Origin of the sequence: Microbacterium wangyouchuni (assembly GCF_051546305.1) — a bacterium.
Taxonomy (GTDB): Bacteria; Actinomycetota; Actinomycetes; order Actinomycetales; family Microbacteriaceae; genus Microbacterium.
In genome coordinates, this window is sequence record NZ_JBPTMA010000001.1 from 460,876 (window position 1) to 485,388 (window position 24,513).

26 protein-coding genes are annotated in these 24,513 nt (G+C 65.3%); 11 read left to right on the forward strand and 15 right to left on the reverse strand.

The genetic code is table 11. The features are described from left to right. Window positions 1-47: 47 nt before the first annotated feature. Genes ACSS7Z_RS02270 through ACSS7Z_RS02285 form a run of 4 tightly spaced genes read right to left on the reverse strand, consistent with a single transcriptional unit; the run spans window position 48 to window position 4,460 of the window. Window positions 48-938, reverse strand: a complete 891-nt coding sequence (locus tag ACSS7Z_RS02270) for a carbohydrate ABC transporter permease (protein ID WP_438252815.1) — start codon at window positions 936-938, stop codon at window positions 48-50. Further along, window positions 935-1,885: a carbohydrate ABC transporter permease gene (locus tag ACSS7Z_RS02275; RefSeq protein WP_438252816.1), complete on the reverse strand. Its 951-nt coding sequence runs from the start codon at window positions 1,883-1,885 to the stop codon at window positions 935-937. Before ACSS7Z_RS02275 ends, ACSS7Z_RS02270 begins: the two co-directional genes overlap by 4 nt. 3 nt (window positions 1,886-1,888) lie before the next feature. Further along, entirely contained in the window at window positions 1,889-3,205 is a 1,317-nt protein-coding gene (locus tag ACSS7Z_RS02280; RefSeq protein WP_438252817.1) for an ABC transporter substrate-binding protein, read from the reverse strand. A 37-nt stretch (window positions 3,206-3,242) separates the two neighbouring features. Continuing rightward, a complete protein-coding gene (locus ACSS7Z_RS02285) occupies window positions 3,243-4,460 on the reverse strand; it encodes an aminotransferase class V-fold PLP-dependent enzyme (RefSeq protein ID WP_438252818.1) in 1,218 nt (405 codons plus the stop codon). A gap of 127 nt (window positions 4,461-4,587) precedes the next feature. Here ACSS7Z_RS02285 and ACSS7Z_RS02290 point away from each other — a divergent pair, with 127 nt between their 5' ends. Further along, window positions 4,588-5,271, forward strand: coding sequence for a FadR/GntR family transcriptional regulator (locus tag ACSS7Z_RS02290; protein ID WP_438252819.1), 684 nt, complete (start codon window positions 4,588-4,590; stop codon window positions 5,269-5,271). Window positions 5,272-5,384: 113 nt separating this feature from the next. Then, window positions 5,385-6,398, forward strand: a complete 1,014-nt coding sequence (locus tag ACSS7Z_RS02295) for an aldo/keto reductase family protein (RefSeq protein ID WP_438252820.1) — start codon at window positions 5,385-5,387, stop codon at window positions 6,396-6,398. 33 nt (window positions 6,399-6,431) lie between these two features. Here the strand turns inward: ACSS7Z_RS02295 and ACSS7Z_RS02300 are convergent, their stop codons facing one another. The 6 genes from ACSS7Z_RS02300 to ACSS7Z_RS02325 are packed head-to-tail and all read right to left on the reverse strand — an operon-like array spanning window position 6,432 to window position 10,455. Further along, window positions 6,432-6,938, reverse strand: coding sequence for a glycine cleavage system transcriptional repressor (locus tag ACSS7Z_RS02300; RefSeq protein ID WP_438252821.1), 507 nt, complete (start codon window positions 6,936-6,938; stop codon window positions 6,432-6,434). A gap of 23 nt (window positions 6,939-6,961) precedes the next feature. Continuing rightward, the gene (cds1, locus tag ACSS7Z_RS02305; RefSeq protein WP_438252822.1) at window positions 6,962-8,023 is read right to left on the reverse strand and encodes an L-cysteine desulfhydrase Cds1; all 1,062 of its coding nucleotides are present in this window, start codon (window positions 8,021-8,023) and stop codon (window positions 6,962-6,964) included. Continuing rightward, on the reverse strand, window positions 8,020-8,232 hold the full coding sequence (locus tag ACSS7Z_RS02310) for a hypothetical protein (RefSeq protein ID WP_438252823.1): 213 nt from the start codon (window positions 8,230-8,232) through the stop codon (window positions 8,020-8,022). The genes cds1 and ACSS7Z_RS02310 overlap by 4 nt, the downstream gene beginning before the upstream one ends. Window positions 8,233-8,262: 30 nt before the next feature. Continuing rightward, window positions 8,263-9,087, reverse strand: coding sequence for a GntR family transcriptional regulator (locus ACSS7Z_RS02315; RefSeq protein WP_438252824.1), 825 nt, complete (start codon window positions 9,085-9,087; stop codon window positions 8,263-8,265). Continuing rightward, window positions 9,088-9,486, reverse strand: a complete 399-nt coding sequence (gene rbsD / locus ACSS7Z_RS02320) for a D-ribose pyranase (RefSeq protein WP_438252825.1) — start codon at window positions 9,484-9,486, stop codon at window positions 9,088-9,090. Window positions 9,487-9,498: 12 nt separating this feature from the next. After that, window positions 9,499-10,455, reverse strand: coding sequence for a ribokinase (locus ACSS7Z_RS02325; RefSeq protein WP_438252826.1), 957 nt, complete (start codon window positions 10,453-10,455; stop codon window positions 9,499-9,501). A gap of 95 nt (window positions 10,456-10,550) precedes the next feature. Here ACSS7Z_RS02325 and ACSS7Z_RS02330 point away from each other — a divergent pair, with 95 nt between their 5' ends. Then, entirely contained in the window at window positions 10,551-11,222 is a 672-nt protein-coding gene (locus ACSS7Z_RS02330; RefSeq protein WP_438252827.1) for a transaldolase family protein, read from the forward strand. Between the two features lie 144 nt (window positions 11,223-11,366). Here ACSS7Z_RS02330 and ACSS7Z_RS02335 read toward each other — a convergent pair whose 3' ends face one another. Continuing rightward, a complete protein-coding gene (locus ACSS7Z_RS02335) occupies window positions 11,367-12,047 on the reverse strand; it encodes a FadR/GntR family transcriptional regulator (protein WP_438252828.1) in 681 nt (226 codons plus the stop codon). A gap of 48 nt (window positions 12,048-12,095) precedes the next feature. Between ACSS7Z_RS02335 and ACSS7Z_RS02340 the strand changes: the two genes are divergently transcribed. Beyond that, complete coding sequence (locus ACSS7Z_RS02340) at window positions 12,096-12,962, forward strand: amidohydrolase family protein (RefSeq protein ID WP_438252829.1); 867 nt, start codon at window positions 12,096-12,098, stop codon at window positions 12,960-12,962. A gap of 133 nt (window positions 12,963-13,095) precedes the next feature. Here ACSS7Z_RS02340 and ACSS7Z_RS02345 read toward each other — a convergent pair whose 3' ends face one another. Together ACSS7Z_RS02345 and ACSS7Z_RS02350 are read right to left on the reverse strand one after the other, a co-directional pair. Next, complete coding sequence (locus tag ACSS7Z_RS02345) at window positions 13,096-13,860, reverse strand: SDR family NAD(P)-dependent oxidoreductase (protein WP_438252830.1); 765 nt, start codon at window positions 13,858-13,860, stop codon at window positions 13,096-13,098. Further along, window positions 13,857-14,717 carry a fumarylacetoacetate hydrolase family protein gene (locus ACSS7Z_RS02350; protein ID WP_438252831.1) on the reverse strand — a complete coding sequence of 287 codons (861 nt, stop codon included), beginning with the start codon at window positions 14,715-14,717 and terminating at the stop codon, window positions 13,857-13,859. Before ACSS7Z_RS02350 ends, ACSS7Z_RS02345 begins: the two co-directional genes overlap by 4 nt. Window positions 14,718-14,843: 126 nt before the next feature. Here ACSS7Z_RS02350 and ACSS7Z_RS02355 point away from each other — a divergent pair, with 126 nt between their 5' ends. The 3 genes from ACSS7Z_RS02355 to ACSS7Z_RS02365 all read left to right on the forward strand — a co-directional run bounded on the left by ACSS7Z_RS02355 (window position 14,844) and on the right by ACSS7Z_RS02365 (window position 17,615). Then, window positions 14,844-16,139 (forward strand): L-fuconate dehydratase, encoded by a 1,296-nt coding sequence (locus ACSS7Z_RS02355; RefSeq protein WP_438252832.1) that lies wholly within the window; start codon window positions 14,844-14,846, stop codon window positions 16,137-16,139. Continuing rightward, a complete protein-coding gene (locus ACSS7Z_RS02360) occupies window positions 16,126-17,088 on the forward strand; it encodes an aldo/keto reductase (protein WP_438252833.1) in 963 nt (320 codons plus the stop codon). Before ACSS7Z_RS02355 ends, ACSS7Z_RS02360 begins: the two co-directional genes overlap by 14 nt. Window positions 17,089-17,195: 107 nt before the next feature. Further along, a complete protein-coding gene (locus tag ACSS7Z_RS02365) occupies window positions 17,196-17,615 on the forward strand; it encodes an RbsD/FucU family protein (RefSeq protein ID WP_438252834.1) in 420 nt (139 codons plus the stop codon). Window positions 17,616-17,707: 92 nt separating this feature from the next. Here ACSS7Z_RS02365 and ACSS7Z_RS02370 read toward each other — a convergent pair whose 3' ends face one another. Then, on the reverse strand, window positions 17,708-18,580 hold the full coding sequence (locus tag ACSS7Z_RS02370; RefSeq protein WP_438252835.1) for a sugar phosphate isomerase/epimerase family protein: 873 nt from the start codon (window positions 18,578-18,580) through the stop codon (window positions 17,708-17,710). A gap of 202 nt (window positions 18,581-18,782) precedes the next feature. Between ACSS7Z_RS02370 and ACSS7Z_RS02375 the strand changes: the two genes are divergently transcribed. The 3 genes from ACSS7Z_RS02375 to ACSS7Z_RS02385 all read left to right on the forward strand — a co-directional run bounded on the left by ACSS7Z_RS02375 (window position 18,783) and on the right by ACSS7Z_RS02385 (window position 22,397). Next, complete coding sequence (locus tag ACSS7Z_RS02375; protein ID WP_438252836.1) at window positions 18,783-20,285, forward strand: sugar ABC transporter ATP-binding protein; 1,503 nt, start codon at window positions 18,783-18,785, stop codon at window positions 20,283-20,285. Then, on the forward strand, window positions 20,285-21,316 hold the full coding sequence (locus ACSS7Z_RS02380) for an ABC transporter permease (protein WP_438252837.1): 1,032 nt from the start codon (window positions 20,285-20,287) through the stop codon (window positions 21,314-21,316). The genes ACSS7Z_RS02375 and ACSS7Z_RS02380 overlap by 1 nt, the downstream gene beginning before the upstream one ends. A gap of 76 nt (window positions 21,317-21,392) precedes the next feature. Beyond that, complete coding sequence (locus tag ACSS7Z_RS02385; RefSeq protein WP_438252838.1) at window positions 21,393-22,397, forward strand: ABC transporter substrate-binding protein; 1,005 nt, start codon at window positions 21,393-21,395, stop codon at window positions 22,395-22,397. A gap of 86 nt (window positions 22,398-22,483) precedes the next feature. On the opposite strand, the gene ACSS7Z_RS02390 is transcribed toward ACSS7Z_RS02385, so the two are convergent. Continuing rightward, complete coding sequence (locus ACSS7Z_RS02390; RefSeq protein WP_438252839.1) at window positions 22,484-23,014, reverse strand: adenine phosphoribosyltransferase; 531 nt, start codon at window positions 23,012-23,014, stop codon at window positions 22,484-22,486. A gap of 143 nt (window positions 23,015-23,157) precedes the next feature. Between ACSS7Z_RS02390 and ACSS7Z_RS02395 the strand changes: the two genes are divergently transcribed. After that, on the forward strand, window positions 23,158-24,477 hold the full coding sequence (locus tag ACSS7Z_RS02395; RefSeq protein ID WP_438252840.1) for an ABC transporter substrate-binding protein: 1,320 nt from the start codon (window positions 23,158-23,160) through the stop codon (window positions 24,475-24,477). Window positions 24,478-24,513 lie beyond the last annotated feature (36 nt).

Consider the following 24,513-nt stretch of genomic DNA (forward strand, 5'->3'; position numbering starts at 1 on the left):
GGGTTTAGCAGCACCAAGTGCGACCGGAACGGCCGAAAAGTGGCGCGCTACTCCTTCACTGCACCTGCGGTCAGGCCCTGCACGATCCACTTGCTGGCCAGAGCGAACATCACCATCGTCGGCAGGATCGTGATCACGGCCGCGGCAGACATCGAACCCCAGTCGACGTTGAACGTTGAGATGAAGCCGTTCAGCGCCGCCGGCACCGTGCGGTTCTCCTCCGAGTGCATGAGCACCACCGACAGGAACAGCTCGTTCCAGCAGTTCACGAAGTTGAAGATGAATGCGGCAATGATGCCGGGCGTCATGACCGGAACGAGCACACGGAACAGGGCGCCCAGGCGCGAGCATCCATCGATCATGGCGGCCTCTTCCAACGCCACCGGGACGTTCTCGAAGAACCCGCGCAGCATCACCGTCGAGAACGGGATGCAGATCGCGATGTACACCAGGATCAGACCGAATTTGTTATCGACGAGCCCGAGGTCGGCCATCATCGAGTACAGCGGGCCGAGCGCGATGAACGCGGGGATCATCTGCGTCAGGAGGAATGCGATCAGCACCGCACCCTTACTGCGGAACTCGAAACGCGCGATCACGAATGCGCTCAACAGTGCGATGAAGGTGCTCGTGACGCCGGCCACCAGTGCCACGATTGCGGAGTTCGCCAGGAACACCCCGAAGCTGCTCGTCTCGAACAGATTCACGTAGTTCTGCACCGACGGCTGGCTGGGCCAGTACTCGATCGGATAGACGTTGACGCTTGCGGGCTCCTTGAACGAGGTCAGGGCGATCCAGTACAGCGGGAACAGTGTGATCAGTAGCCAGATCGCCAGGCCGACGAAACGCAGGATGCTCAGGGCAGAGGGTTTGCGTCGGGCCCGGGGAGGCATCTGACGGACACCGGCCGGAACGACCAGCTGTGCGGTGGCGCTCATTTACTCGCCCTTCTCATCGCCATCAGGTAGAAGGCGCAGAACACGAACAGGAATCCGACCACGATCAGCCCGATCGCGCTCGCGATGCCGTAGTTGCCCTGCTGGGTGTAGTTGATCATCCAGGTGGTCACGATGTGGGTCTGGTTCGCGGGGCCGCCGCGGGTCATCGCCCAGATGATGTCGGGGAAGTTGAAGATCCAGATCACGCGCAGCAGGATCGTCAGCAGCAGCGTCATCCGGATGTACGGGATGATCACCGAGAACAACTGGCGGATGCGACCGGCGCCGTCGAGGCTGGCTGCCTCCAGCATCTCGTCGGGAACGGACTGCAGGGCTGCCAGGATCATGATCGCGAAGAAGGTCACGCCGTACCAGATATTGGCGATGATGACCGCGACCATAGCGAGCTTCGGATCGGCGAGCCACGGCAGCGGCGCGTCGATGAGCCCCGCCTTCATCAGCAGATCGTTCACGACACCGAACTCGGCGTTGAACATCCAGCGGAACAGCATCCCGATCAGAAAGCCGGATACCGCCCACGGGAAGAAGACCAGCGCCTGGTAGACGCCGCGGAAACGGAATCGCTTGCGCAGAGCCAGAGCGATCAGGAAGCCGATGACGAACTGCGGCACGAGAGAACCTACGACCCACAGCACCGAGTTCCAGGCGACCTGCGGGAAGACCGGGTCACTGAACACGCGGATGAAGTTGTCGAAGCCGACGAATGGTGTCGAGGTGAGGTCCCACAGGTTCCAGTCATGGAACGCCATGCGCACACCCTGGAGCATCGGGTAGTACGTGAACCAGCAGACGAAGAGGATGGCGGGGGCGAGGAAGGCGAGTATCGTCCAGGCGTGCCGGCCACGGAAGACGCGCTTTCCCGGCCGCGCCGGGGCGGCCCCACCGGATTCACCGGTGGAGCGCCCCGAACGCGTGAGGAGTGACATGGATCAGCCCTGTTCGCTGGCGTACTTCTCGACCCAGTACGCGTCCCACGACTCGAGGAGCTCGGTCGTCGTCATGTTGCCCAGCAGCACGTTCTGCACGTCCTGGTCGGACTTCTGGATCCATTCGGTCCACCAGCTCACACCGCGCGGCTGCTGCACGTTGACGTAGGTGTCCGGGTTCTCGGTCATGGTGACGTAGCTCGTCCACGGGCCGGTCGAGTAGAACTCGTCATCGGATGCCGCGGCGATGATCGGCACCAGGCTGTTCGCCTGGGCGAACTCAGTGGCGGGCTCGGCAGAAGACAGGTATTCGATCAGATCCACCGCCGCCTCCTTGTGCTTGCTTCCCTCTGCAACACCCCAGCCGGCGACGGCGAGGGGCTGCGCGGCCTTGCCGGACGGTCCGGTCAGCAACGGGGCGGTGTCCCACTGATCCTCGGTGAGGTTCGAGTCCTGAACGGTCGCGATGACCTCCGGGTCCTGCAGGAGGAACGCGGTGGAGCCGTTCGTGAAGCCGGCGACCATCTCCGGGTAACCCCATGAGACGGCAGAGGGCGGTGAACCCTGCTCGAACAGGTCGAAGTAGGTGTCGACGGCATCCTGTGCTTCGTCGGCGGCGAAGATGGTCGAGCCGTCCTGCATCAGGAACGCGTTCGAGAGGTCGAGGTCATCGACGACGTACGCCTCGATCGCCGCGACCACGTTCGTGTTGCCGTTCTGGCCGCCGCGGAACGCGTAGCCATAGATGTTGCTCGAGGGATCCTGGATCGCCGAGGCCTGTTCAAGCAGCTCTTCCCAACTCGCCGGAGGCCCGTCGAAGCCTGCTTCGGCGATGAGATCGGTGCGGTAGAACAGCGACAGGCCGTAGAAGCCGTAGGGCACGAAGTAGCTGGTGCCATCGCCCTCGGCGGCAGCCTTGGCGTTGTCGGTGAGCGCGTCCCAGCCGTCCCAGCTCTTCAGGTCGTCGGTCATGTCGTAGAGCCAGCCGTTGTTGGAGAACGGGCCGACGGTGATGTCGCGGACCTCGAGCACATCGACGCCCTTGCCGGACTGCAGCATCTGCTGGATGGTCTGGTCGGCCTGTTCAGTGGGCGGGGAGACGAGCTTGACGGTGACGCCCGGGTTGTCGGCCTCGAAATCATCGAGGAGGCCGCGCAGCAGGTCGGTGCGGGCGGGGTTGGTCAGGCTCTCGACCATCTGCAGCTCGACGTCGCCGCCTTCGCCGCCGGAGGATTCGGAGCCTCCTGCGGAGCACGCGGTCAGTCCCAGCAGGGCGACAGTGCCCAGGCCGACGGCTGTCGTCAGTCGGTTGCGCTTCATGACATACCTCTTTCTGTGTTTTTCGTTAGGGGAAGGGTCAGGATGCCGCGGCTGCGGCGCGCAGAATCTCGGGGATGCAGCGCTCGACGTAGGCTTCGAAGTCGCTCAGCTCGGTGTAGAGATGGACAGAGAGGCGGTAGTAGCCGCGGCCTTCGAAGCTCGTGAAGGCGGTTTCGACGCCGACGCGGTCGAAGAGTGTCATGCGCAGGGCATCCGCTTCTTCTCGGGTTTTGCCCAAGCCGTCGGGCAGGCGGATCAGCCGCATCGCGTCGACCGGTGTCGGCAGCTGCACGAGTGCGTCTTCGGCGACGTGGGGTTGAACGGCATCGGCGATCATCCGGGCGCCGACGTCGGCGAGTTCGCGCATGCTCTGGCGGGTGCGCTCCCAGGTGTACTCGCGCTCGATGAAATCGATCGCGGCCGGGGTGCTGAGGTAGGTGGTCGCATCGATCGTGCCCTGCGTGTCAAAGCGGCTCGGGAACGGCTCCGGAGCCCCCCATGAGTCGATCAGCGGCCACAGCTCCTGGCGGTCGGAGTTGGTGGTGACGAGCAGCGCCGACCCGCGGGGTGCGCACGGCCACTTGTGCATATTGCCGAACCACCAGTCGCCACCGCCGGCTGTGGCGGCATCCGGGATGAGACCGGGCGCGTGCGCTCCGTCGACGAGAACGCGGATGCCGCGCTCGTGAGCGAGGGCGGTGATCTCGGCGGTGGGTAGCATGCGCGCAGTAGGGGACGTGATCTGATCGACGACGATGAGTCGGGTGTTCGCGGTGAGCGACTGACGGAACAACTCCACGACTTCATCGGCCGAGGCGAACAGGGGGATGTGGACGGCGCGTACCTCGGCGCCGAAGCGACGTGCCAGGCGGGCCGCGCCCATAGTGATGGCCCCATAGCCATGGTCGGTGACGAGGATCTCGTCGCCGGCGTCGAGGCGCAGACTGTTGTAGACGACGGTGGCTGCGGCGGACGCATTGGGCACGAATGCGCTGTCTTCGGCGCGGGCGCCGACGAAGGGGGCGACGTGGGCGCGAGCATCCGCAACATACTCCGCGATGCGCGGGAACCAGCCGACGGGGCTGCGGTCGGCACGCTCGCGCAACTCGTTCTGGTGCTCGACGACTTCGCTGGGGACGGCGCCGAAGGAGCCGTGGTTGAGGTGGATGATCGTCGGATCCAGCGGCCAGGCATCGCGCGCTCGCATCCCCGAAACCAGACGCACGGGTGCGAGAGTGGGGGATGGATGCTGCATGCTGCCTCGTTCGGATAATGGGTGCGGCCGGAACTTGTTTTACAACATTGCCACATTCGGTTCATTGTGGCGAGTCTTATCGGTAGATTTTATAAAGTCGTAAGACAACTTAGGGAAAGGTGCGCGGATGGGCGCAATGGAGACGGCACTGCACGGGCTGCGCGCACTCATCGCCGATGGTGATCTGAAGCCGGGCGACCGGTTACCGAGCGAAGGGGAACTGTGCGAGAGGCTTGGTGTTTCTCGGGGACCGCTGCGAGAGGCGATCCGCACGCTCTCGGCGCTCGGGGTGATCGACACCCGACACGGATCCGGCAGTTACGTTTCAGAGCTGCACGCCGCCGATCTCATCAAGGGACTCGGACTGACGGTCGGCCTGCTGCCGCTGGACTCGGTCATCGAGTTGTATGAGCTGCGCCGTGCGCTGGAGGCGCATGCGGCGAGTCTGGCCGCCGCTCGCATCGATGACGACACGATCGCGCGGCTCGACGAGCTGCTGGTGCGACTGGAGGCGGTCACCGACGACGAGGAGCTTTCCGAACTCGACAGCCAGTTCCACTCTGCGATCGCCGACATCGCTAACAACGACGCGCTCGCCACACTGCTGGAGGTGCTGCGGGCCCGTTCACGCGCCTACCGGATCTTCACGACCGCAGATGCCGCTCAGATCAAAGTGCTCTCCGATGCCGGTCACCGTGCGATTCTGCGGGGGCTCGAGACGCGGGATCCGGTTGCCGCATCCGCTGCCGCCGCCGGTCACGTCGCCCAGACCGAGTACTGGCTGCGCAAGCATCAGCAGCCCGCGTCGTAACCCGGCCACCACGTCCGCTCGGCCGCTAGCCCCGCTCCGTCCCAACGACCGGAACGGCCGAAAAATGTGACCAGAGCGCCCGACGCCGCGCGCGGGGCCAGTAGCGTTGAGCCATGGTCAACTATCGCTACCTCGGAAACAGCGGCCTCAAGGTCTCTGAGATCACCTACGGCAACTGGGTCACGCACGCATCCCAGGTCGAAGACGACGCGGCCGTCAAGACCGTGCACGCCGCACTCGACGCTGGCATCACCACGTTCGACACCGCTGACACCTACGCGAACACGGCAGCCGAGGTCATTCTCGGCAAGGCGCTGCAGGGTCAACGCCGCGAGAGCCTGGAGATCTTCACGAAGGTCTACTTCCCGACCGGACCCAAGGGTGCGAACGACACCGGCCTGAGCCGCAAGCACATCTTCGAGTCGATCAACGGTTCGCTGGCGCGCCTGGGCACCGACTACGTCGACCTCTACCAGGCGCACCGCTTCGACTACGAGACGCCGTTGGAGGAAACCTTCCAGGCTTTCGCTGACATCGTCCGCCAGGGAAAGGCGCTGTACATCGGCGTCAGCGAATGGACCGCTGAGCAGCTGCGCGAGGGCCACGCGCTCGCCAAGCAGTTGGGCGTGCAGCTCATCTCGAACCAGCCGCAGTACTCGATGCTGCACCGGGTGATCGAGGGCAAGGTGGTTCCGGCATCCGAAGAGCTCGGAATCTCGCAGATCGTCTGGTCGCCGATGGCGCAGGGTGTTCTCAGCGGCAAGTACCTGCCTGGCCAGCCCGTGCCCGACGGCTCGCGCGCCACCGACCCGCACAGCGGTGCCGAGTTCATCAAGCGGTTCCTGCAGGATGACATCCTGACCGCTGTGCAGCGTCTCAAGCCGATCGCCGCCGACGCCGGGCTCACGATGCCGCAGCTGGCGATCGCCTGGGTTCTGCAGAACAAGAATGTCGCCGCGGCTCTGGTCGGAGCATCCCGTCCCGAGCAGCTCGCCGACACGGTCAAGGCGTCCGGTGTCACGCTCGACGCCGATACGCTCGCCGCTATCGACACGGCCCTCGGCGACGTCCCCAACCGCGACGCCGAGCACACCTACACGGTCTCGCCGAAGACGCGGCTGGTCTGAGGCAGCACCATCGCGAGAGCGGTGCGGGCGTGCTCAGTCCAGGGTGATGTCGACCTGAATCTCGGATGCCAGCCGCTCGAGGTCTGCGCGGAGGGCGTCGAGATCGGCGGATGCTGGAACCTCCGCCGTCACGGACGCTTCGAAGAGCCGGCCGCCGGCCATCGCTGCGTCCCGGGTCTGGGTGGTCATATCGTCGATGCTCAGGTGATGGCTGCTGAGCACCGCGGAGATCTCGCGAACGATCCCGGGGCGGTCGTTGCCGAGGATCTGCAGCGAGATCGGTCGCGCGGCGGCGGTGGCCGGGGCATCCGCACCCGTGTGCGCGACAACTCTCAGCCCGTCCAGCGACTGCACCGCCGCCGTCAGTTCCGCAATCCGCTCATCCGGCACCGAGACCTGGATGACGCCGGCGAAAACACCGGCGAGTTCAGCGAGCTGGCTGTTCTCCCAGTTGCCGCCGTGCGCGTCGACGACATCGGCGACGGATGCCACGAGGCCGGGGCGGTCGGATCCGACAACGGTGAGGATCAGAGTGGTCATGCCTGAAGCGTAGCCCGGCAGGCTCAGTCGTCCCAGACCCCGGTCTGCAGAAACCGATCCAACTGGGCGCGGTGCGGCGCGAGATCCCACCCCTGCTCGGCAATCCAGTCGTCCGAATAGTAGGTGCCGGCGTAGCGGGCACCGCCGTCGCAGATGAGGGTGACGACGCTGCCCTGCTTGCCCTCGGCGAGCATTCGGGCGATGAGGCGGAACGCCCCGACCAGGTTGGTGCCGGTCGAGCCGCCAGCCCAGTGCAGGGTGCGTTCCTTCAGCAGCCGGATCGCGGCGATCGACGCAGCATCCGGGATCTGCAGCATCTCATCGATCACACCCGGCACGAATGAGGGCTCGACACGCGGCCGGCCGATGCCCTCGATGCGGCTGGGGGTTCCGGTTGTGTAGTCGGCCGTTCCCGTGCTCCAGCCGCCGAAGAATGCCGAGCCTTCCGGGTCGACCACGGCGACGCGGGTCGGATGCTGGCGGTAGCGCACATACCGGCCGAAGGTCGCGCTCGTTCCGCCGGTGCCGGCGCCGACCACGATCCACTCCGGAACCGGATGCCGCTCCCGTTCCAACTGGCTGAACACGCTCTCGGCGATGTTGTTGTTCCCGCGCCAGTCCGTCGCCCGCTCCGCGTAGGAGAACTGGTTGAGGTAGTGCCCGCCGCACTCTGCGGCGAGCCGCGCGGCCTCAGGATGCATCTCCGGCGCCTGGTCGACGTAGTGGCAGCGGCCGCCATAGAACTCGATGAGCTCGATCTTCTCTGGGCTCGTCGACCGTGGAACGACTGTGACGAAGTCGAGTCCCAGCATCCGGGCGAAGTAGGCCTCCGAAACCGCCGTCGAACCGCTGGATGCTTCGACGAGCGTCGTCCCCTCGACGATGCGCCCGTTGACCAGCCCGTACAGCAGCAGCGAACGCGCCAGGCGATGCTTCAACGAACCGGTCGGATGCACCGACTCGTCTTTGAGATAGAGGTCGATTCCCCATGCGGGCGGCAGCGGGAAGACGTGCAGATGCGTGTCGGCACTGCGATTGGCATCTGCCTCCAGCAGTGCGATCGCGGTACTGGCCCAGGAGGTCACGCGAACAGTGGCGGCAGGAAGGCGATGGCCGCTGCGGCCGCGGCGAGCACCAGTACAGCGATGAGCAGAATCCGCCAGCGGGGCCCCTTCTGCGGCTTGATCGTCGGCGACGGCTTGGTCAGCGGACCGGGCGTCGGCTCGGGGCGACTGGTCAGATCGATCAGCGGAGGGGAGGAATTATCCGGAGAACTCGGACGTCCGTCGGTCATGTGCAACCCCTCTCTCAAGTGCGGCGCACTCTAGATAGAGACTGTACCGGCACGGGAGGTTCCGCCGGCACCGTCGACATGCAGAAGCGATGCCTGCGACTGCTCCTGGCGCAGCTGGAACTCGAAGCGCGAACGGTCACCGCGGTGCAGCGCGATGAAGTACTCGATAGGGGTGCCGGCAGCATCGCGACTGATGCTGCGCAGCCGCAGCAGCGCCGACCCTGCGCTGACGTCGAGATGCTGGGCCTGATCGTGCGTCGCGACAGTCGCTTCGGCCGAACGCACGCCGTCGGTCGCCTGGATGCCGTTGTCCGCGAGTAGCCGGTAAAGGGATGCCTCGGACAGATCAACTCCGAGGCTGACAGCGCCGATGTGCTCGGGCATCCACGTCGTCGAATACGACCACGGCTCCCCGTCGACGTATCTCAGGCGCTCGAGCGCGATCACCGCAGAGCCCACCGGAATCTCGAGGGCTGCGGCGATCTCGGCGTCAGCATCCTCTCGCTCATGCCGCAGGATGTCACTGCGCACATGACCGCCGCGCCGCTCCACATCGTCGTAGAGTCCGATCAGCGTGTGCACCAGCGCCTCACTCGTGCGCGGACGTGACACAAAGGTGCCCTTGCCCTTGACGCGCTCGACCAGGCCCTCGTGTTCGAGCTGTGCGAGAGCCTGCCGTACGACCGTGCGCGAGATTCCGTATCGCTCGCAGAGCCGGTGCTCGCCGGGGAGCGGGTCACCGGGCTGCAGCCCGTCGCGCTCAATACTGTCGATGATCAGCTGGCGCAGCTGGTCGTACATCGGCGCGGCGGAGCGCCGGTCGATCACGTCGTCGGAGGTCGCAGTCGGCTCCATTTAGTACGCCACCCCCGCGTGCAGGATGACGTTGGCGTAGGGCGTGAACTCGCCGGATCGCACGAATGCGCGAGCGGCGTGCGTACGCTTTTTGAACTCGACGTGCGGGATCAGCTCGATCTCGATGTCGGGCAGTCGCTCGCGCAGCGCGGCGAGCACCTCGGGGCTGTGTTCGGCGACTTCGGCCGACACCGTCGCACCCTCGACCACCATCTCTGCGAGCACGGTGTCGAGGACATCGAAGAATGCTGGAGCACCGGGGCGGTAGGCAAGGTCGATCCGTTCGGAGCCGACCGGGATCGGGAGGCCAGCGTCGGTGACGACGATGAGGTCGGTGTGTCCGGTTTCGCTGATGACGCGTGAGAGCGCGGGATTGATCGTGGTTGCGGTTTTGCGCATGGGGGCTCCTGGTCAGACCCGGGATGCCACGAAGGCATCGACGTCGCAGCGGAGGGGAAGACTGGGCGATGCGCCCTGCTTGGTGACAGTCAAAGCGCCGGCAGCAGTGGCCAGGCGCACGGCGTCGGTCAGCGAAGCGCCGTTCGCGAGGGCCGCACCGAGGTATCCGGCGTAGGCGTCGCCTGCGGCAGTGGTATCAACGGCTTCGACCGGAAACGGCGGGACGATCTGGGCGCCCTCGGCGGTGACCACGCACGATCCCTGCTCGGCGAGCGTGATGACAGCGGCTTTCACGCCCCGGGCGAGGAACCAGCGTCCGGCCTGCTCGGCGGTCGCGGCATCCGTCACGGTGATTCCACTGAGAACGGATGCTTCGGTCTCATTGGGTGTGACGATGTCGATGTTCTGCCAGACCTCATCCGCCAGGGGCGCGGCCGGGGCGGGGTCGAGGATCACCGTCATGCCGTGCTCGCGGCCCCGAGCGGTGATACGAGCGGTCAGCGTCGAGGGGGTCTCGAGCTGGGTGAGCAGCACCGATGTCGTCGGGGCGAGCGCTGCCAGGGCGGTGTCGATCTGAGCGGCGTCGAGTTCGGCGTTGGCGAGCGGAACCATCACGATGTCATTCTGCGCCGAGGCGTCGACACGGATGTGCGCGATGCCGGTGGGGCCGGCGACCGTTCGCAGATGGGTGAGGTCGACGCCCGCATCGGTGAGACCATCGACGACGAGGTCGTGGAAGAGATCGTCGCCGACGCATCCGACGAAGCTCGTCGCGGCCCCGGCACGACCGGCGGCGACGGCCTGATTCGCGCCCTTACCGCCGAGCATCAGCGTGAACTGGTCGCCGAGAATCGTTTCACCACGCGCGGGAAGGCGCTGAGAAAACGTCGTGACATCGGCGGTGACGCTGCCGACGATGACGACGCCGGTGCGCGCTGCTGAGGTCGCTGCGGAGGACGAGACGGTCATGGAGCTCCTGATCTTCTTTGACTTCGGTGAGTCCTGTCATTACATTAGCCGAATCCGCACCTGTAACGACAGGTTGCTCATCAGGAAGAGAACCCATGTCTGCTGTCGCTGCCATCTCCCCACGTCTGTACGTCGACAGCGCCGACGGCGAGCGGGTCTCCCGGCTCCTGGACGCTGGTGTCGTGCACGGCGTGACGACCAACCCGACGATCCTCGAACGCGGTGGCCGCACTGCGGCCGAGATCCCCGAGCTCTACGCCCGGTGGGAGGCGGAGGGTGCTCAGGAGATCTTCTTCCAGACCTGGGGTGCTGACCGCGCCGCCCTGCTGGGCAACGCCGAAATGATCCGCGCGCTCGGTGAGCGGGTCGCGGTGAAGGTTCCAGCGACCGCCGACGGCTTCGCCGTCGCGTCTACCCTGGTTCGCGACGGCGCGACAGTTCTCGTCACCGCGGTTTATTCGGTTGCCCAGGCGCTCGCCGCAGCCAGCATCGGCGCGCAGTACATCGCTCCCTACCTCGGGCGGCTCCGGGATGCCGGAGTCGACGGCGATGCGCTGATCCCCGAGATGCAGGCGGTGTGTGCGGGCAGCGCGACGAACGTGCTCGCGGCCAGTCTGCGCTCGGCCGATGACATCGTCTCGCTGCGTCTGGCCGGTGTGCCGTACTTCACGGCTGCCCCCGACGTTCTCGACGAGGTGCTGTTCCACCAGGTCAGCGACAGCTCGGCTTCGGAGTTCGAAGCGGCCATGGGGCGCATCGGGGCGTGAGCTCGGCTCGCGGGTGCGGGCGCGGGTTGCGGGTGCGGGCGCGGGTCGCGGGTTGCGGGTTGTGCGGGTTGCGGGTGCGGCTGTGGCCGCAGGCTGCGGGCGCGGCTGTGGCCGCAGGCTGCGGGCGCGGGCGCAGGCGAGATGTCAGGCCGTCGCGGCCTGACGCAACCAGCGCTCGACCCCGGCGATATGCGCGGTCGAGAGCGACGTGGCCAGGTTCGGATCGTGCTGTGCGATGGCGTCCGCGATCGCGCGATGCTCGGAGAGAGTGCGTTCGACCGCACCCTGCTCGGTGAGGCCGCGCCATACCCGTGCACGCACGGTCTGTCCGCTCAGACTCTCGATGAGACTGGCCAGGTAGCTGTTGCCTGCCATGCGCACGATCTCGCGATGGAAGCGGATGTCGTGCTCGACCAGCTCGTCAATGGTGACCTCAGCCCCATCGACGCTCTCGAGTTCCTCGTGCAGAGCGCTGACCGCCTCGGGGGTGCCGAGGGTTGCGGCAAGGCCCGTCGCCTGCGATTCCAGCATCCGCCGCACCGCGAAGATCTCCAAGAGCGAGTCGTCATCGTGCATGTCGGCGACGAATGAGATCGCCTCCAGCAGCAGGTGTGGCTCGAGGCTCGTGACATATGTGCCGTCGCCGCGACGCACATCGAGCACGCGGATGACCTCGAGCGCCTTGACCGCTTCGCGCATCGAGTTGCGGGAGAGTCCGAGGCGCTCGGACAGTTCCTTCTCCGGGGGGAGTCGATCTCCGGGGGAGAGCTCTCCGGAAACGATCATCGCCTTGATCTTCTCGATCGCCTCATCGGTGACTGCCATGCTCGTCATCATGGCACATAGGTCGGATGTCTGGGGCAGGATGGACGCATGCGTGTTCTCGATTCACATCTGCACCTGTGGGATCCGTCTCGTCTTGATTACTCCTGGCTTGAGGGGCCGCTGCGCGCACGGTTCGGACCCGAGGAACTCGCCGCCGCTGTAGGCGGCATCGATGAGTCGCACGGGTTCGTCTTCGTACAGGCCGGCTCCGCCGAGGACCAGTACCTCGACGAGGTCGCGTGGGTCTCGTCGGTGGCTGAGCAGGTGAACGTGCGCGGAATCGTCGCCGGCGCACGGCTCGATTTGGGAGAGGCGACAGTGCGGTATCTGGATGCTGCCGCCGAGCATCCGCTCGTGGTCGGAGTGCGTCATCTGCTGCAGGGGGCGCCGGTGGGCCTGGCACGGTCCGTGGAATTTCGTGCCGGGGCGGCCGCGCTTGCCGAGCGTGGATTGACCTTCGACGCCTGCGTTCAGACGGTGCCGCAGCTGCGGGACGTCATTGACCTGGCGGCCGAGGTGCCGGAACTGCGGATCGTGCTCGACCACCTGGGCAAGCCCGTGGTCGGAACCGCTGCGGACCCGGCTGCGCCGGCGACCGAGTGGGTGGACGCCTTGGCGGCTCTGGCGCAGCATCCGCAGGTCTTCTGCAAGCTTTCGGGACTGCCGGCCGAGGCAGGAGGCGACTGGTCCGCGGGTCAGATGGAGCCGTTCCTGGATGCTGCGGCTGCCGCCTTCGGAGTGGAACGGCTGATGTGGGGCAGTGACTGGCCGGTGTCTGCGGTGCGGGCATCCAAAATCGACTCCGTAGCCATCGGTGCGTGGACCGAAGCTGTGGCATCCTGGGCCGGCGCCCGTGATCTCGACGTCGATGCGATTCTCTGGCGCAACGCCGAGCGGTTCTACGGGCTGGACTAGCCTCAGCCCGGCCGTGAACGCGGCGGGGTGTCGCAAATGGCCGCTCCGCGTGCGCGTGAGCGGCCATTTGCGACACCTGCCACGTGAGTCGCGGCCACTTGCGACCCCTGCGGGGCGACCGGCGCGCGGAGCGCTACTCGGCGCGCAAGCGCAGCTGCGCCATACCGCCGTCGACCTCGATGAATGTTCCGGTGGTGGAACCGGCTGCCGGGGACACCAGATACGCCACGGCGGCGGCGACCTCATCGGGGGAGACGAGGCGCCCGTGCGGCTGGCGGGCCTCGAGCGCCGCGCGCTCCGCAGCGGGGTCATCGGCCTGACCGAGCAATCGGCCGACCCACGGGGTATCGGCGGTGCCGGGGTTCACGGCGTTGACACGGATGCCCTCACGCAGATGATCCGCGGCCATTGCACGGGTCAGTGCCGACACCGCGCCCTTCGACGCGCTGTACAGGGCGCGCTGCGGGAGTCCGGTGGAGGACGCGATGGATGCTGTGTTGCACACCGCGGCGGCAGGCGATTGCCGCAACCACGGAAGCGCCGCAGCTGTCACGCGTGCGATGCCGGTGACGTTGACCGACAGCACCCGCGCCCACTCGTCGTCGTCGTTCGCGCTGATGTCGCCGACCGCACCGATACCGGCATTGTTGACGACGATGTCGATGCGACCGAACTTTTCGGCGACAGCTGCGACCGCAGCATCCACGCTCGCGCGATCCGAAACATCCGCGGCGAACGCGGCGAAGCGCTCATCCGCACCGGAGGGGTCGCGGTCGAGCACCGCGATCTCTGCGCCGTCAGCGTGCAGACGCTGCGCGATCGATGCTCCGATTCCGGATGCGCCGCCGGTGACGATGGCGACGAGCCCGGTGAGGTCGCGACCACTGGACCCGGTCATTTCTGAGCCTCCCACGCGACGAACTTCTGCTGCTGGCCGCCGAGTCCGTCGATCGAGATGTCGACGACGTCGCCGTCCTTCAGGTACGGGTATTTTCCGGACAGCGCAACACCCTGAGGAGTGCCGGTGAGGATCAGATCACCGGGCTCAAGCGTGACGTACTGCGAGAGGTGGTGCACGATGACGCGCACGTCGAAGATCATGTCGGAGGTGTTCGAGTCCTGGCGGGGTTCGCCGTTCACGAAGCTCTTCAGATTTAGGTTGTCGACGTCGACCTCGTCCGGGGTGACGAGCCAGGGGCCGGTCGGGTTGAAGCCCGCCGCGATCTTGCCCTTGGACCACTGGCCGCCGGAAACCTCGATCTGGAATGAGCGCTCGGAGACGTCGTTGGCGACGACGTAGCCGGCGATGTGGTCATCCGCCTCATCCGGCGAATCGAGATACGCGGCGCGCTTGCCGATCACGATGCCGAGCTCGACCTCCCAGTCGGTCTTCTCGCTGCCGCGCGGGATCGTCACGTCGTCGTTCGGGCCGACGACCGTGTTCGGTGTCTTCAGGAACAGGATCGGGATCGTCGGCGGCTCGGAGCCGGATTCTGCCGCGTGCGCGGCGTAGTTCATGCCGATGCAGATGACCGCGCTCGGGCGGGCGATCGGGGCACCGATGCGCAGATCCGCGGCGCCTTCGAGCTCGGGGAGTTCACCGGCCGCGTGCGCGGCAGCCACCCGCGAGCGGAAGTCGTCGGCGAGAAAATCACCATTGACATCGGATGTCACCGCCCGTAGATCGAGGTGGCGATCACCGTCCACCAGGACGGGAATTTCGGATCCAGGGGCGCCAAGCCGCGCGAACTTCATGGTTCTCCTACCTCGTTGGGGAGCCGCCCGTGGACGGCACGTCTGATTGACAGTATAGACATCGGATGTTTACACTCCAAGAGGTCCGTGCAGAAACTTCGTGCTGCACCAGGAGAGGAATATCCCGTGAGCCGCATCGTCGCCCTCGACACCACCGACATTCGTTTTCCGACGTCGCTGAGCCTGGATGGCTCGGACGCGATGAACCCCGACCCCGACTACTCCGCGGCGTACGTCGTGATCCGCACGGATGCCGACGACGAGATCGCCGGTCACTCCTTCGTGTTCACCATCGGCCGCGGCAACGACGTGCAGGTCGCCGCGATCGATGCACTCGCTGATCACCTTGTCGGCCGCGAGATCGAACCGCTGCTCGACGACATGGGCACGACCTTCCGCGACATCATCGGCGACTCGCAGCTGCGCTGGCTGGGCCCGGAGAAGGGCGTCATGCACATGGCCATCGGCGCCGTGATCAATGCGCTCTGGGACATCAAGGCCAAGCGCGCCGGACTCCCGCTGTGGCAGCTACTGGCCCGTATGACTCCGGAGGAGATCGTCGACCTCGTCGACTTCCGGTACCTGACCAATGCCCTCACTCGTGAGGATGCCCTCGAGATCCTGCGTGCTGCCGTCCCTGGTCGCGCCGAACGCGAGGCCGAGCTGCTGGCCACCGGCTACCCGGGCTACACCACCAGCCCCGGCTGGCTCGGCTACTCCGACGAGAAGCTCGAGCGCCTAGCCCGCGAGGCGCTCGCAGACGGATTCACCCAGATCAAGCTCAAGGTCGGCGCCGACCTCGACGACGACATCCGCCGCTTCCGCAAGGCCCGCGAGGTGCTCGGGCCGGACTTCCCGATCGCGATCGATGCCAACCAGCGCTGGGAGGTCTCCGAAGCGATCGAGTGGGTCGGCGCGCTCGCCGAGTTCAACCCGGCCTGGGTCGAGGAACCCACGAGCCCCGACGACATCCTCGGGCACGCGGAGATCGCCCGCGGCATCGCCCCGATCCGTGTGGCAACCGGCGAGCACGCCCAGAACCGCATGATCTTCAAGCAGCTGCTGCAAGCGAACGCCATCGAGGTCATGCAGATCGATGCCGTGCGCGTTGCGGGCGTGAACGAGAACATCGCCAACCTGCTCCTGGCAGCGAAATTCGGCGTGCCGGTCTGCCCGCACGCGGGCGGCGTGGGTCTGTGCGAAGCAGTGCAGCACCTGTCGATGTTCGACTTCGTCGCCGTCACGGGCACGCGCGAGGGACGCCTGATCGAGTTCGTCGATCATTTGCACGACCACTTTGTCGTGCCGACCGACATTCAGGGCGGTTCCTACATGCCACCCACCGCGGCCGGTGCCAGCATGGAGATGAAGGCCGAGAGCATCGCGAAGTACGAGTGGAAGGGTGCGCATGTCACAGACTGAGCTGCGCATCCCCGCGCTCGGGTACGGGGCTGCGAACGTCGGCAACCTCTTTCGAGAGCTGACGGATGACGAGGCCTGGGCGGTGTTGGATGCCGCGTGGGACAGCGGTGTGCGGTACTACGACACCGCTCCGCACTACGGGCTCGGACTCTCCGAGCGTCGCCTCGGGGCCTTCCTGCAGACGAAGCCGCGCGACGAGTTTGTCCTCTCCACCAAGGCGGGGCGTCTGCTGCGCCCGAACCCGGAGTTCGATGGTGGCCTCGACACCGACAACGACTTTTTCGTGCCGAACACCCTGCAGCGGGTGTGGGACTTTTCGGATGCTGGCATCCGCTCATCCATCGAAGAATCGAAAGAGCGGCTGGGACTCGACCGGATCGATCTCGTTTACCTGCACGACCCGGAGCGCAATGACCTCGAGTTGGCGCTCGAATCGGCATTCCCGGCGTTGGAGCGGTTGCGCAACGAGGGTGTGATCGGTGCGATCGGCGTCGGTTCTATGGTCAGCGAGGCGCTGGCTCGATCCGTGCGCGAGGCTGATCTCGACATCATCATGATCGCGGGACGCTACACGCTGCTGGAGCAGCCGGCCGCGGCAGATGTGCTGCCCGCCTGTCGCGAGCGCGGCACCGGTGTGGTCGCGGCATCCGTCTTCAATTCCGGGCTGCTGGCCAAGACCGAGCCGACGCGCGACAGCCGTTACGAATATGGCGGCGTGCCCGAAGACGTCTGGGATCGACTGCAAAAGATCGTCGCGATCTGCCGGAACCACGACGTGGCGCTGCCCGCGGCGGCGATTCAGTTCCCGCTTCGCGACGAGGTGACGCATGCGGTTGTGCTCGGCAGTTCCCGCCCCGAGCAGGTGCGACAGAACGCCGAGCTCGCAGCCGCTGCGATCCCCGAGGCGTTCTGGCTCGAACTTGCCGCCGAGGACCTGATCCCGGCGTGAACTCTCCGCTCCGGTCGCAATCGCTCCGCCCCGGTCGCAATTCATGTCGCTATTTGTCGATTTGAGCAGCACCAATTGCGACCGGAGCGACAGGAAAGGAAAAGAACATGCTCGAAGGAATCAACCCGCTCCTCACCGGTGAGTTGCTGCTGCACCTGGATCGGATGGGACATTCGGATGCTGTCGTGATCGCCGACGCGCACTTCCCCGCGTGGGCGCTCGGCCGCAACGTGATCGACCTGCCCGGCACGACAACGCCCGAGGTGCTCGCCGCGATCCGCACGGTGATCCCCCTGGACGATGCGCCGGGGCTCGACCTGATGGAATCCGCCGACGCCGTGGTCCTCGACGTGCAGCGTGAGCTGATGGATGCTGCCGGAACGACTGTCGAGACCACCCGATTCGTCGAACGCTTCGCGTACTACGACCTCGCCGGGCCTGCGTACCTGATGGTGCGCACCGGAGAGACCCGCAAGTACGGCAACGCGCTGCTGCGCAAGGGCGTGGTCGGGCACGCGTCGGCGTAGCCGCAGGAGCGCGACAGCCCGGGTGAACCGCCCAGGCTCAGGCTCAGGCCCAGGCCCAGGCCCAGCCCTGGGCCTAGCCCTGGGCCCGCGACCTAGTGCTGGTCGATCGTTCCGACGGCGTGCAGGGCGTCGCGGATGTAGCGGTTCGCGTGGGCCGCGAGGTCATCCGAGTCCTGCCAGAGGTTGCGCCAGATGCCGAGGGTGTTGCTGAGCTCTGCGCTGACCACGGCCGACGAGAACGACTCGAACACGACCGGGCCGTCGTAGGCGACGTCGTGCAGCGCCCGGAAGAACGTCGCGAAGTCGACGGTTCCGGTGCCGAGGTATCCGCGGTGGCTGTCACCGATGTGCACGTAGCCGAGCTTTCCTGCGCGCGCGACGTCGTGCACGGGCTGGAAGAAATCCGACTCCTCGATGTTCATGTGGTAGGTGTCCAGGTGCACGCTGACGTCGCCGTCCACGCCATCGAGGAAGCCCAAGGCGCCGCGACCCGTGTTGAACACGTTCGACTCGTAACGGTTGACGACTTCGAGCGAGAGCCGGATGCCGCGCTCAGCGGCCTTCGCGGCAAGCCCCGAGATCGCGGCCTGGCTGTTCGCCACGCCCCGTGCGGTTACCGGTGCCATGTACTTGCCCATTGCGGAGTAGATGACGCCGCACAAGACATCGCCGCCCATCGTCGCCACATGATCCAGGCAGCGCTCCAGCGTCGAGACGCCCGCGGCGACGACTGAGGCGTCATCACTGGTCAGGTCGGTCGCGTTCGTCAGCCCGAGGGATGCTGTCACGGCGAGGTCGTTGTCGCGCAGCATCCGTCCGGCCAAAGCGGAGTCGAAGGAGGCGGCATCCATCAAGGGGATCTCGATCAGGTCGAATCCGGCGTTCTTGGTGCCTTCGATCGCGCGCCGCAGGCCCGCCTCTTCGAAGGTTCCCGTGAAGACCAGACCGTGCGCACCTATGAGCATTTCAATCCCTCTTTCTGCGCATGCGCGCATTTCCGTGACGAAGTTGTTATTACAGGTCTAGCATGATGAGACGACGTTAGGTACATTTAGATACAACTTGCATCACACAGGATGCTGGTACACAATTGATCCGATGTTTGACGGTAATCTCGGTGTCGACATCTTTTCAGAAATCACGACCTTCAAGGGAGCAGGTGAACATATGAGCGATCCGATCCTCCGAGTAGACGGCATCAGCAAAGGCTTCCCAGGTGTGCAGGCACTGAAGGATGTGCACCTCGAGGTGCGCGCCGGTGAAGTGCTCGTTCTCGTCGGCGAGAACGGCGCTGGAAAATCGACGCTGATGAAGATTCTCTCGGGCATCTACACCCGCGATGAGGGAACGATCACGTTCGAGGGGCAGCAGGTCGAACTGACCAGCCCGTTGCAGGCGCAGCAGCTCGGTATCACGATCATCCATCAGGAACTGAATATGATGCCCGACCTGACGGTTGCGCAGAATATCTTCATCGGACGCGAGCCCACATCTGGTCCGCTGCTGTCCGAGCGCAAGCTCAATAAGCAGACCACTGAGCTACTCAAGGGGCTCGGTATCAAGCTGAACCCGAAGCAGAGCGTGGGCGAGTTGACCGTCGCCGAACAGCAGATGGTCGAGATCGCCAAGGCGCTGTCGTTCAACGCCAAGGTGCTCATCATGGATGAGCCGACATCGGCGCTCACTGACACTGAGGTTGAGACGCTCTTCGTCCTCATCGAACAGCTCAAGGCCAACGGCACCGGCATCGTCTACATCTCTCACCGCATGGACGAACTCCGCCGCCTCGCCGACCGTGTCTCGGTGCTCCGAGACGGTCAATACATCGGATCACTTGAGAAGAACGAGATCAGCGTCCCGAAGATCATCGAGATGATGGTCGGCCGGGTGATCGACGAGGGAACGCGTCCCAGCGCCCGCGATCACGCGAACGATCCGGTCGTGCTCGATGTCGCGAACCTGTCGACCAAGGCGCTGCTGAAGGATGTCAGCTTCCAGTTGCACCGCGGTGAGATTCTCGGCTTCGCCGGCCTCATGGGCGCCGGTCGCACGGAGACCGCTCGTGCCGTGATCGGCGCGGACGCGCGCAGTGCTGGCACGATCTCGATCAACGGCCGCGACGCCAAGATCCGTCAGCCCGAGGATGCCGTCAAGCGCGGCGTCGGCTACCTCTCCGAGGACCGCAAGCAGCTCGGTCTCATGCTCGAGCAGGATGTCACCTTCAACACGGTGCTGGCATCCCTCGGCCGCTACGCGAACGCGATCGGCTGGATGGGTGACAGCAAGGCGAAGAATCAGACCAAGGACTACGTGCAGCAACTGCGCGTGAAGACCCCGTCGGTCAACCAGATCGTCAAACTGCTGTCCGGTGGAAATCAGCAGAAGGTCGTCATCGCCCGGTGGCTGATGCGCGACTGCGACATCCTCATTTTCGACGAACCGACGCGAGGCATCGATGTCGGCGCGAAGGAAGAGATCTACCGGCTCATGCAGCAGCTTGCCGATGCCGGCAAATCCATCATTGTCATCTCGTCGGAGCTTCCCGAGATCCTGCGCGTCGCCAACCGCATTGCGGTGTTCGCGAACGGCCGGATCACCGGAACTCTCCGCAATGAAGAAGCCAGCCAGGAGAAGATCATGCAACTCGCAGCCCACGGGGAGGAAGACTGATGAGCACCCCAAAGCAGTCCGGAGAGACGACTACTGTCATTCAGCAGGCCGTCAACGAGAACACCGACAAGCGTGATGTCGTCGGCTACCTGAAGCGTCAGGTCCAGCAGTCGCTGGCCTTCGGCACGCTCATCGTGCTGGTGATCTTCTTCTCGATCGCCAGCCCCAACTTCTTCACCTTTAGCAACATCGCAACGGTGCTGCTGTCGACAGCGGTGATCGGCATCCTCGCTCTCGGCACGACGTTCGTCATCATCACCGGCGGCATCGACCTCTCGCTCGGCACCGGTATGGCGCTGTGCGCGGTGATGACGGGTGTCTTCGTCACCAATATGGGCCTGCCTGTCTGGGTCGGCGTCATCGGCGGTATCGCCACCGGCGTCCTGATGGGGTTCATCAACGGCTTCAATGTCACGTTCCTGAACCTGCCGCCCTTCATCGCGACCCTCGCGATGATGATGATCGCCGGTGGCCTCGCCCTGGTCATCTCCGGTGTCGCCCCGATCTACTTCTCCAGCTCCGCACCGGACTTCAAGAAGATCGCGCTCGGCATGATCATCCCGGGCATCCCGAACGCCGTCCTCATCACCGCGCTGCTCGCGATCGTCGCGTTCCTCGTGCTGTCGAAGACGCTGCTGGGCCGGTACACCTTCGCGATCGGCTCGAACGAAGAGGCCACGCGCCTGTCGGGTGTGAACACCCGCCGCTGGACGATCCTCATCTACATGTTCGCGGGCGCCTTCACCGGTGTCGCGGGCATCATCATCGCCTCGCGCCTGGATTCCGCACAGCCGCAGATCGGCAGCGGGTACGAGCTACAGGCGATCGCCGCTGTCATCATCGGCGGCACCTCCCTGCTGGGAGGACGCGGTTCGATCCTGGGCACCGTGATCGGTGCACTGATCATGAGCGTGCTGGTCAACGGCCTGCGCATCCTGTCGATTCAGACCGAGTGGCAGAACGTCGTTGTCGGCGCTGTCGTGCTGCTGGCTGTTTTCCTCGACTCGCTGCGCAACCGCCAGCGAACCTGACCCTTCCCTTCCGTTCCCTTCCCCATCCACACCGTCGGTCATATGACCGACATCCACACAGAACAATGGAGTTTCCATGCGATTTGGCAAGAAGACCGCATTCGCGGCACTCGTGGCCGCATCTGCGCTCGTTATGGCTGGCTGCGCAGGCGGCGGCGGCGAGGTCATCGAAGAGGGCGCCGGCACTGACGGCGGCAGCAGCAGCGACGAGATGTACATCGCCCTGGTCTCGAAGGGCTTCCAGCACCAGTTCTGGCAGGCCGTCAAGACGGGTGCCGAGCAGAGGGCTGAAGAGCTCGGCGTCAAGATCACCTTCGAAGGCCCCGCGGCCGAGACGGAGATCGCGCAGCAGCTCGAGATGCTGACCGCAGCTATCGACAAGAACCCGGATGCCATCGCGTATGCGGCCCTTGACCCCGAGGCGTGCGTCGCACCGCTTGAGAAGGCAGCGGCCCAGGACATCCCGGTCGTGTACTTCGACGCGCCGTGCAACGGTGACGTGGGCCTGAGCCTGGCGGCCACCGACAGCAAGGTGGCCGGTGCGCTGGCTGCAGAGCACATGGCAGAGCTGATCGGCGGCGAGGGCGAAGTCGCCATCGTCGGTCACTCGCAGATCAACTCGACCGGTGTCGAGCGTCGTGACGGTTTCGTCGACAAGATCGAGTCGGACTACCCCGACATCGAGATCGTCGACATCCAGTACGGCGATGGAGATCACCTGAAGTCGGCTGACATCGCGAAGGCCATGATCGCCGCGCACCCCGACCTCAAGGGCATCTACGGCACCAACGAGGGCTCGGCCATCGGCGTCGTGAACGCCGCTAACGAGCTCAACCTCGAAAAGGGCAAGATCCAGATCATCGGCTTCGACTCTGGTGCAGCTCAGCTCAACGCCATCAGGGACGGCCTGATGGCCGGCGCCATCACGCAGGACCCGATCGGCATCGGCGCGCAGGTTGTCCAGGCGGCTTACGACGCTGCCAACGGCGAGGCTGTCGAGGAGTTCTACGACACCGGCTCGTACTGGTACGACGCTGACAACATGGACGACGAGAAGATCGCTGCTGTTCTCTACGAGTGATCTGATCTGACGCAAAAGCGGCTCCTCACCTTCGGGTGGGGAGCCGCTTTCGCGTGCTGTGCAGTGCGGATGCGTCCGCAGCGCGGTTAGGAGTGGAAGACGGTGTGCAGGTCGCCGACGAGTTCGCGACCGCCGAGGCCGTCGATCTCGAACAGCACCGAGATGCCGGCGACGTGCGAGCCAAGGCGCTCGATCAGCTGGCGTCCCGCCGCGAGTGTTCCGCCGGTGGCGAGCACGTCGTCGATGAGCAGCACGCGGGAGCCGGCGGGGATGTCGTCGTGCATCTCGATGGTCGCGGTGCCGTATTCGAGGGCGTAGTCGATGGATGCTGCGGGGCGAGGAAGCTTACCTGCCTTGCGAATCGGGACTAGACCAACGCCGGCGGCGAGAGCGGCGGCGCTGGCGATCAGGAAGCCGCGTGCTTCGATGCCGGCGATGACGTCGAACTGTCCGAGGAAGGGCTCGATGATCGCCTCGGTGGTCGCCCGCAGGGCGTCGGCGTCGGCGAGTAGCGGGGTGATGTCACGGAACAGGATGCCGGGCTGGGGGTAGTCCGGGATGCTGCGGATCAGGGACTCGGCGCGGGTAAGAGCAGGGGATATTTCGGCTGAGGGCACTGATCGATGCTACTTCACCGCGCTGAGGGTATCTTTCGCTTGACATTCGTGGGAGCGCTCCCATAAAGTAACTGAGCAATGCGTGGGAGCGCTCCCACGCAGTCGCATGACCGACCCGCACCATTTCGCACAAAGGAGTGACCATGAACACACGCGCCCGCCGACGGATGCTGGCCACAGCAGCTGTCGCCTCCATCTCAGCCCTCGCCCTTGCCAGTTGTTCGGCCGACACCGGCAACGCCGACGCCGATGCAGGTGCCTCGTCTGACGAACAGGTCACCCTGTCCGTCACGACCTTCGGCACCTTCGGCTACGACGACCTCTACAAGGAATACGAGGACCTGAACCCGAACGTCACCATCGAAGCGACGAACATCGACACCGGCGGTAACGCCCGTACCGACGTCTTCACGAAGATCGGCGCCGGCGGCGGGCTCAGCGACGTTGTCGCGATCGAAGAAGGCTGGCTCGGCGCCATCATGGACGTCTCGGAGCTCTTCGTCGACCTGCGTGACTACGGCATCGAAGACCGCAAGGGCGACTGGCTGGAGTGGAAGTACGACCAGGGAACCGACGCCGAAGGCCGCGTGATCGGCTACGGCACTGACATCGGTCCGAGCGGTATCTGCTACAACGGCCCTGCCTTCGAGGCTGCGGGTCTGCCCAGCGACCGTGAGTCAGTCGCAGAGCTGCTCACGGGCGACTGGGACAACTACTTCGCCGTCGGCGCCGAGTACACGGCGAAGACGGGTAAAGCCTGGTACGACCACTCTGGATTCGTCTGGAACTCCATGGTCAACCAGCTCGACGAGGGCTACTACACCGCAGATGGTGAGCTCAACATCGAGGGCAATGCCGAGCTCAAGAAGCGCTTCGAGACGCTCGGTGCAGCAACCGAGGGCGGCCAGTCCGCTGCCGAGGCCGCCTGGGACTGGAACGGTGGCAAGTCGTTTGTCGACAGCACCTTCGCCACCCTGGTCTGCCCCGGATGGATGCTCGGAAACGTCGCCGGCAAGCTGGAATCAGGCGGCGGTGACGCATCGACAGGGTGGGACTTCGCCGATGTGTTCCCCGGAGGAGCGACCAACTGGGGTGGCGCGTTCCTCACCGTTCCCGAGACCTCTGAGCACAAGGAAGCGGCTGCGGCACTTGCCAACTGGCTGACCCAGCCTGAGCAGCAGGTCAAGCAGTCCGCTGCTGCTGGCAACTTCCCGTCGACGGTCGCCGCACAGGAGGAGCTGGCTGCTGCCGCGACTCCGAACGAGCTCTTCAACGGCGCACCGACCGGTGCGATCCTTGCGGAGCGTGCCAAGGGCGTCGTTGCGCAGTTCAAGGGCGCGGATGACTCCGTCATCCAGGAGAACGTGTTCGGCCCGCCGCTGAGTGCTCTTGACCGTGGGGAGTTGGGCACTCAAGAGGCATGGGACAAGGCCATCGCGCTCCTGAACGAGCTCGTCGGCTGACCATCCCATCACGCTCAGGTCGCACTTTCTGTCGCT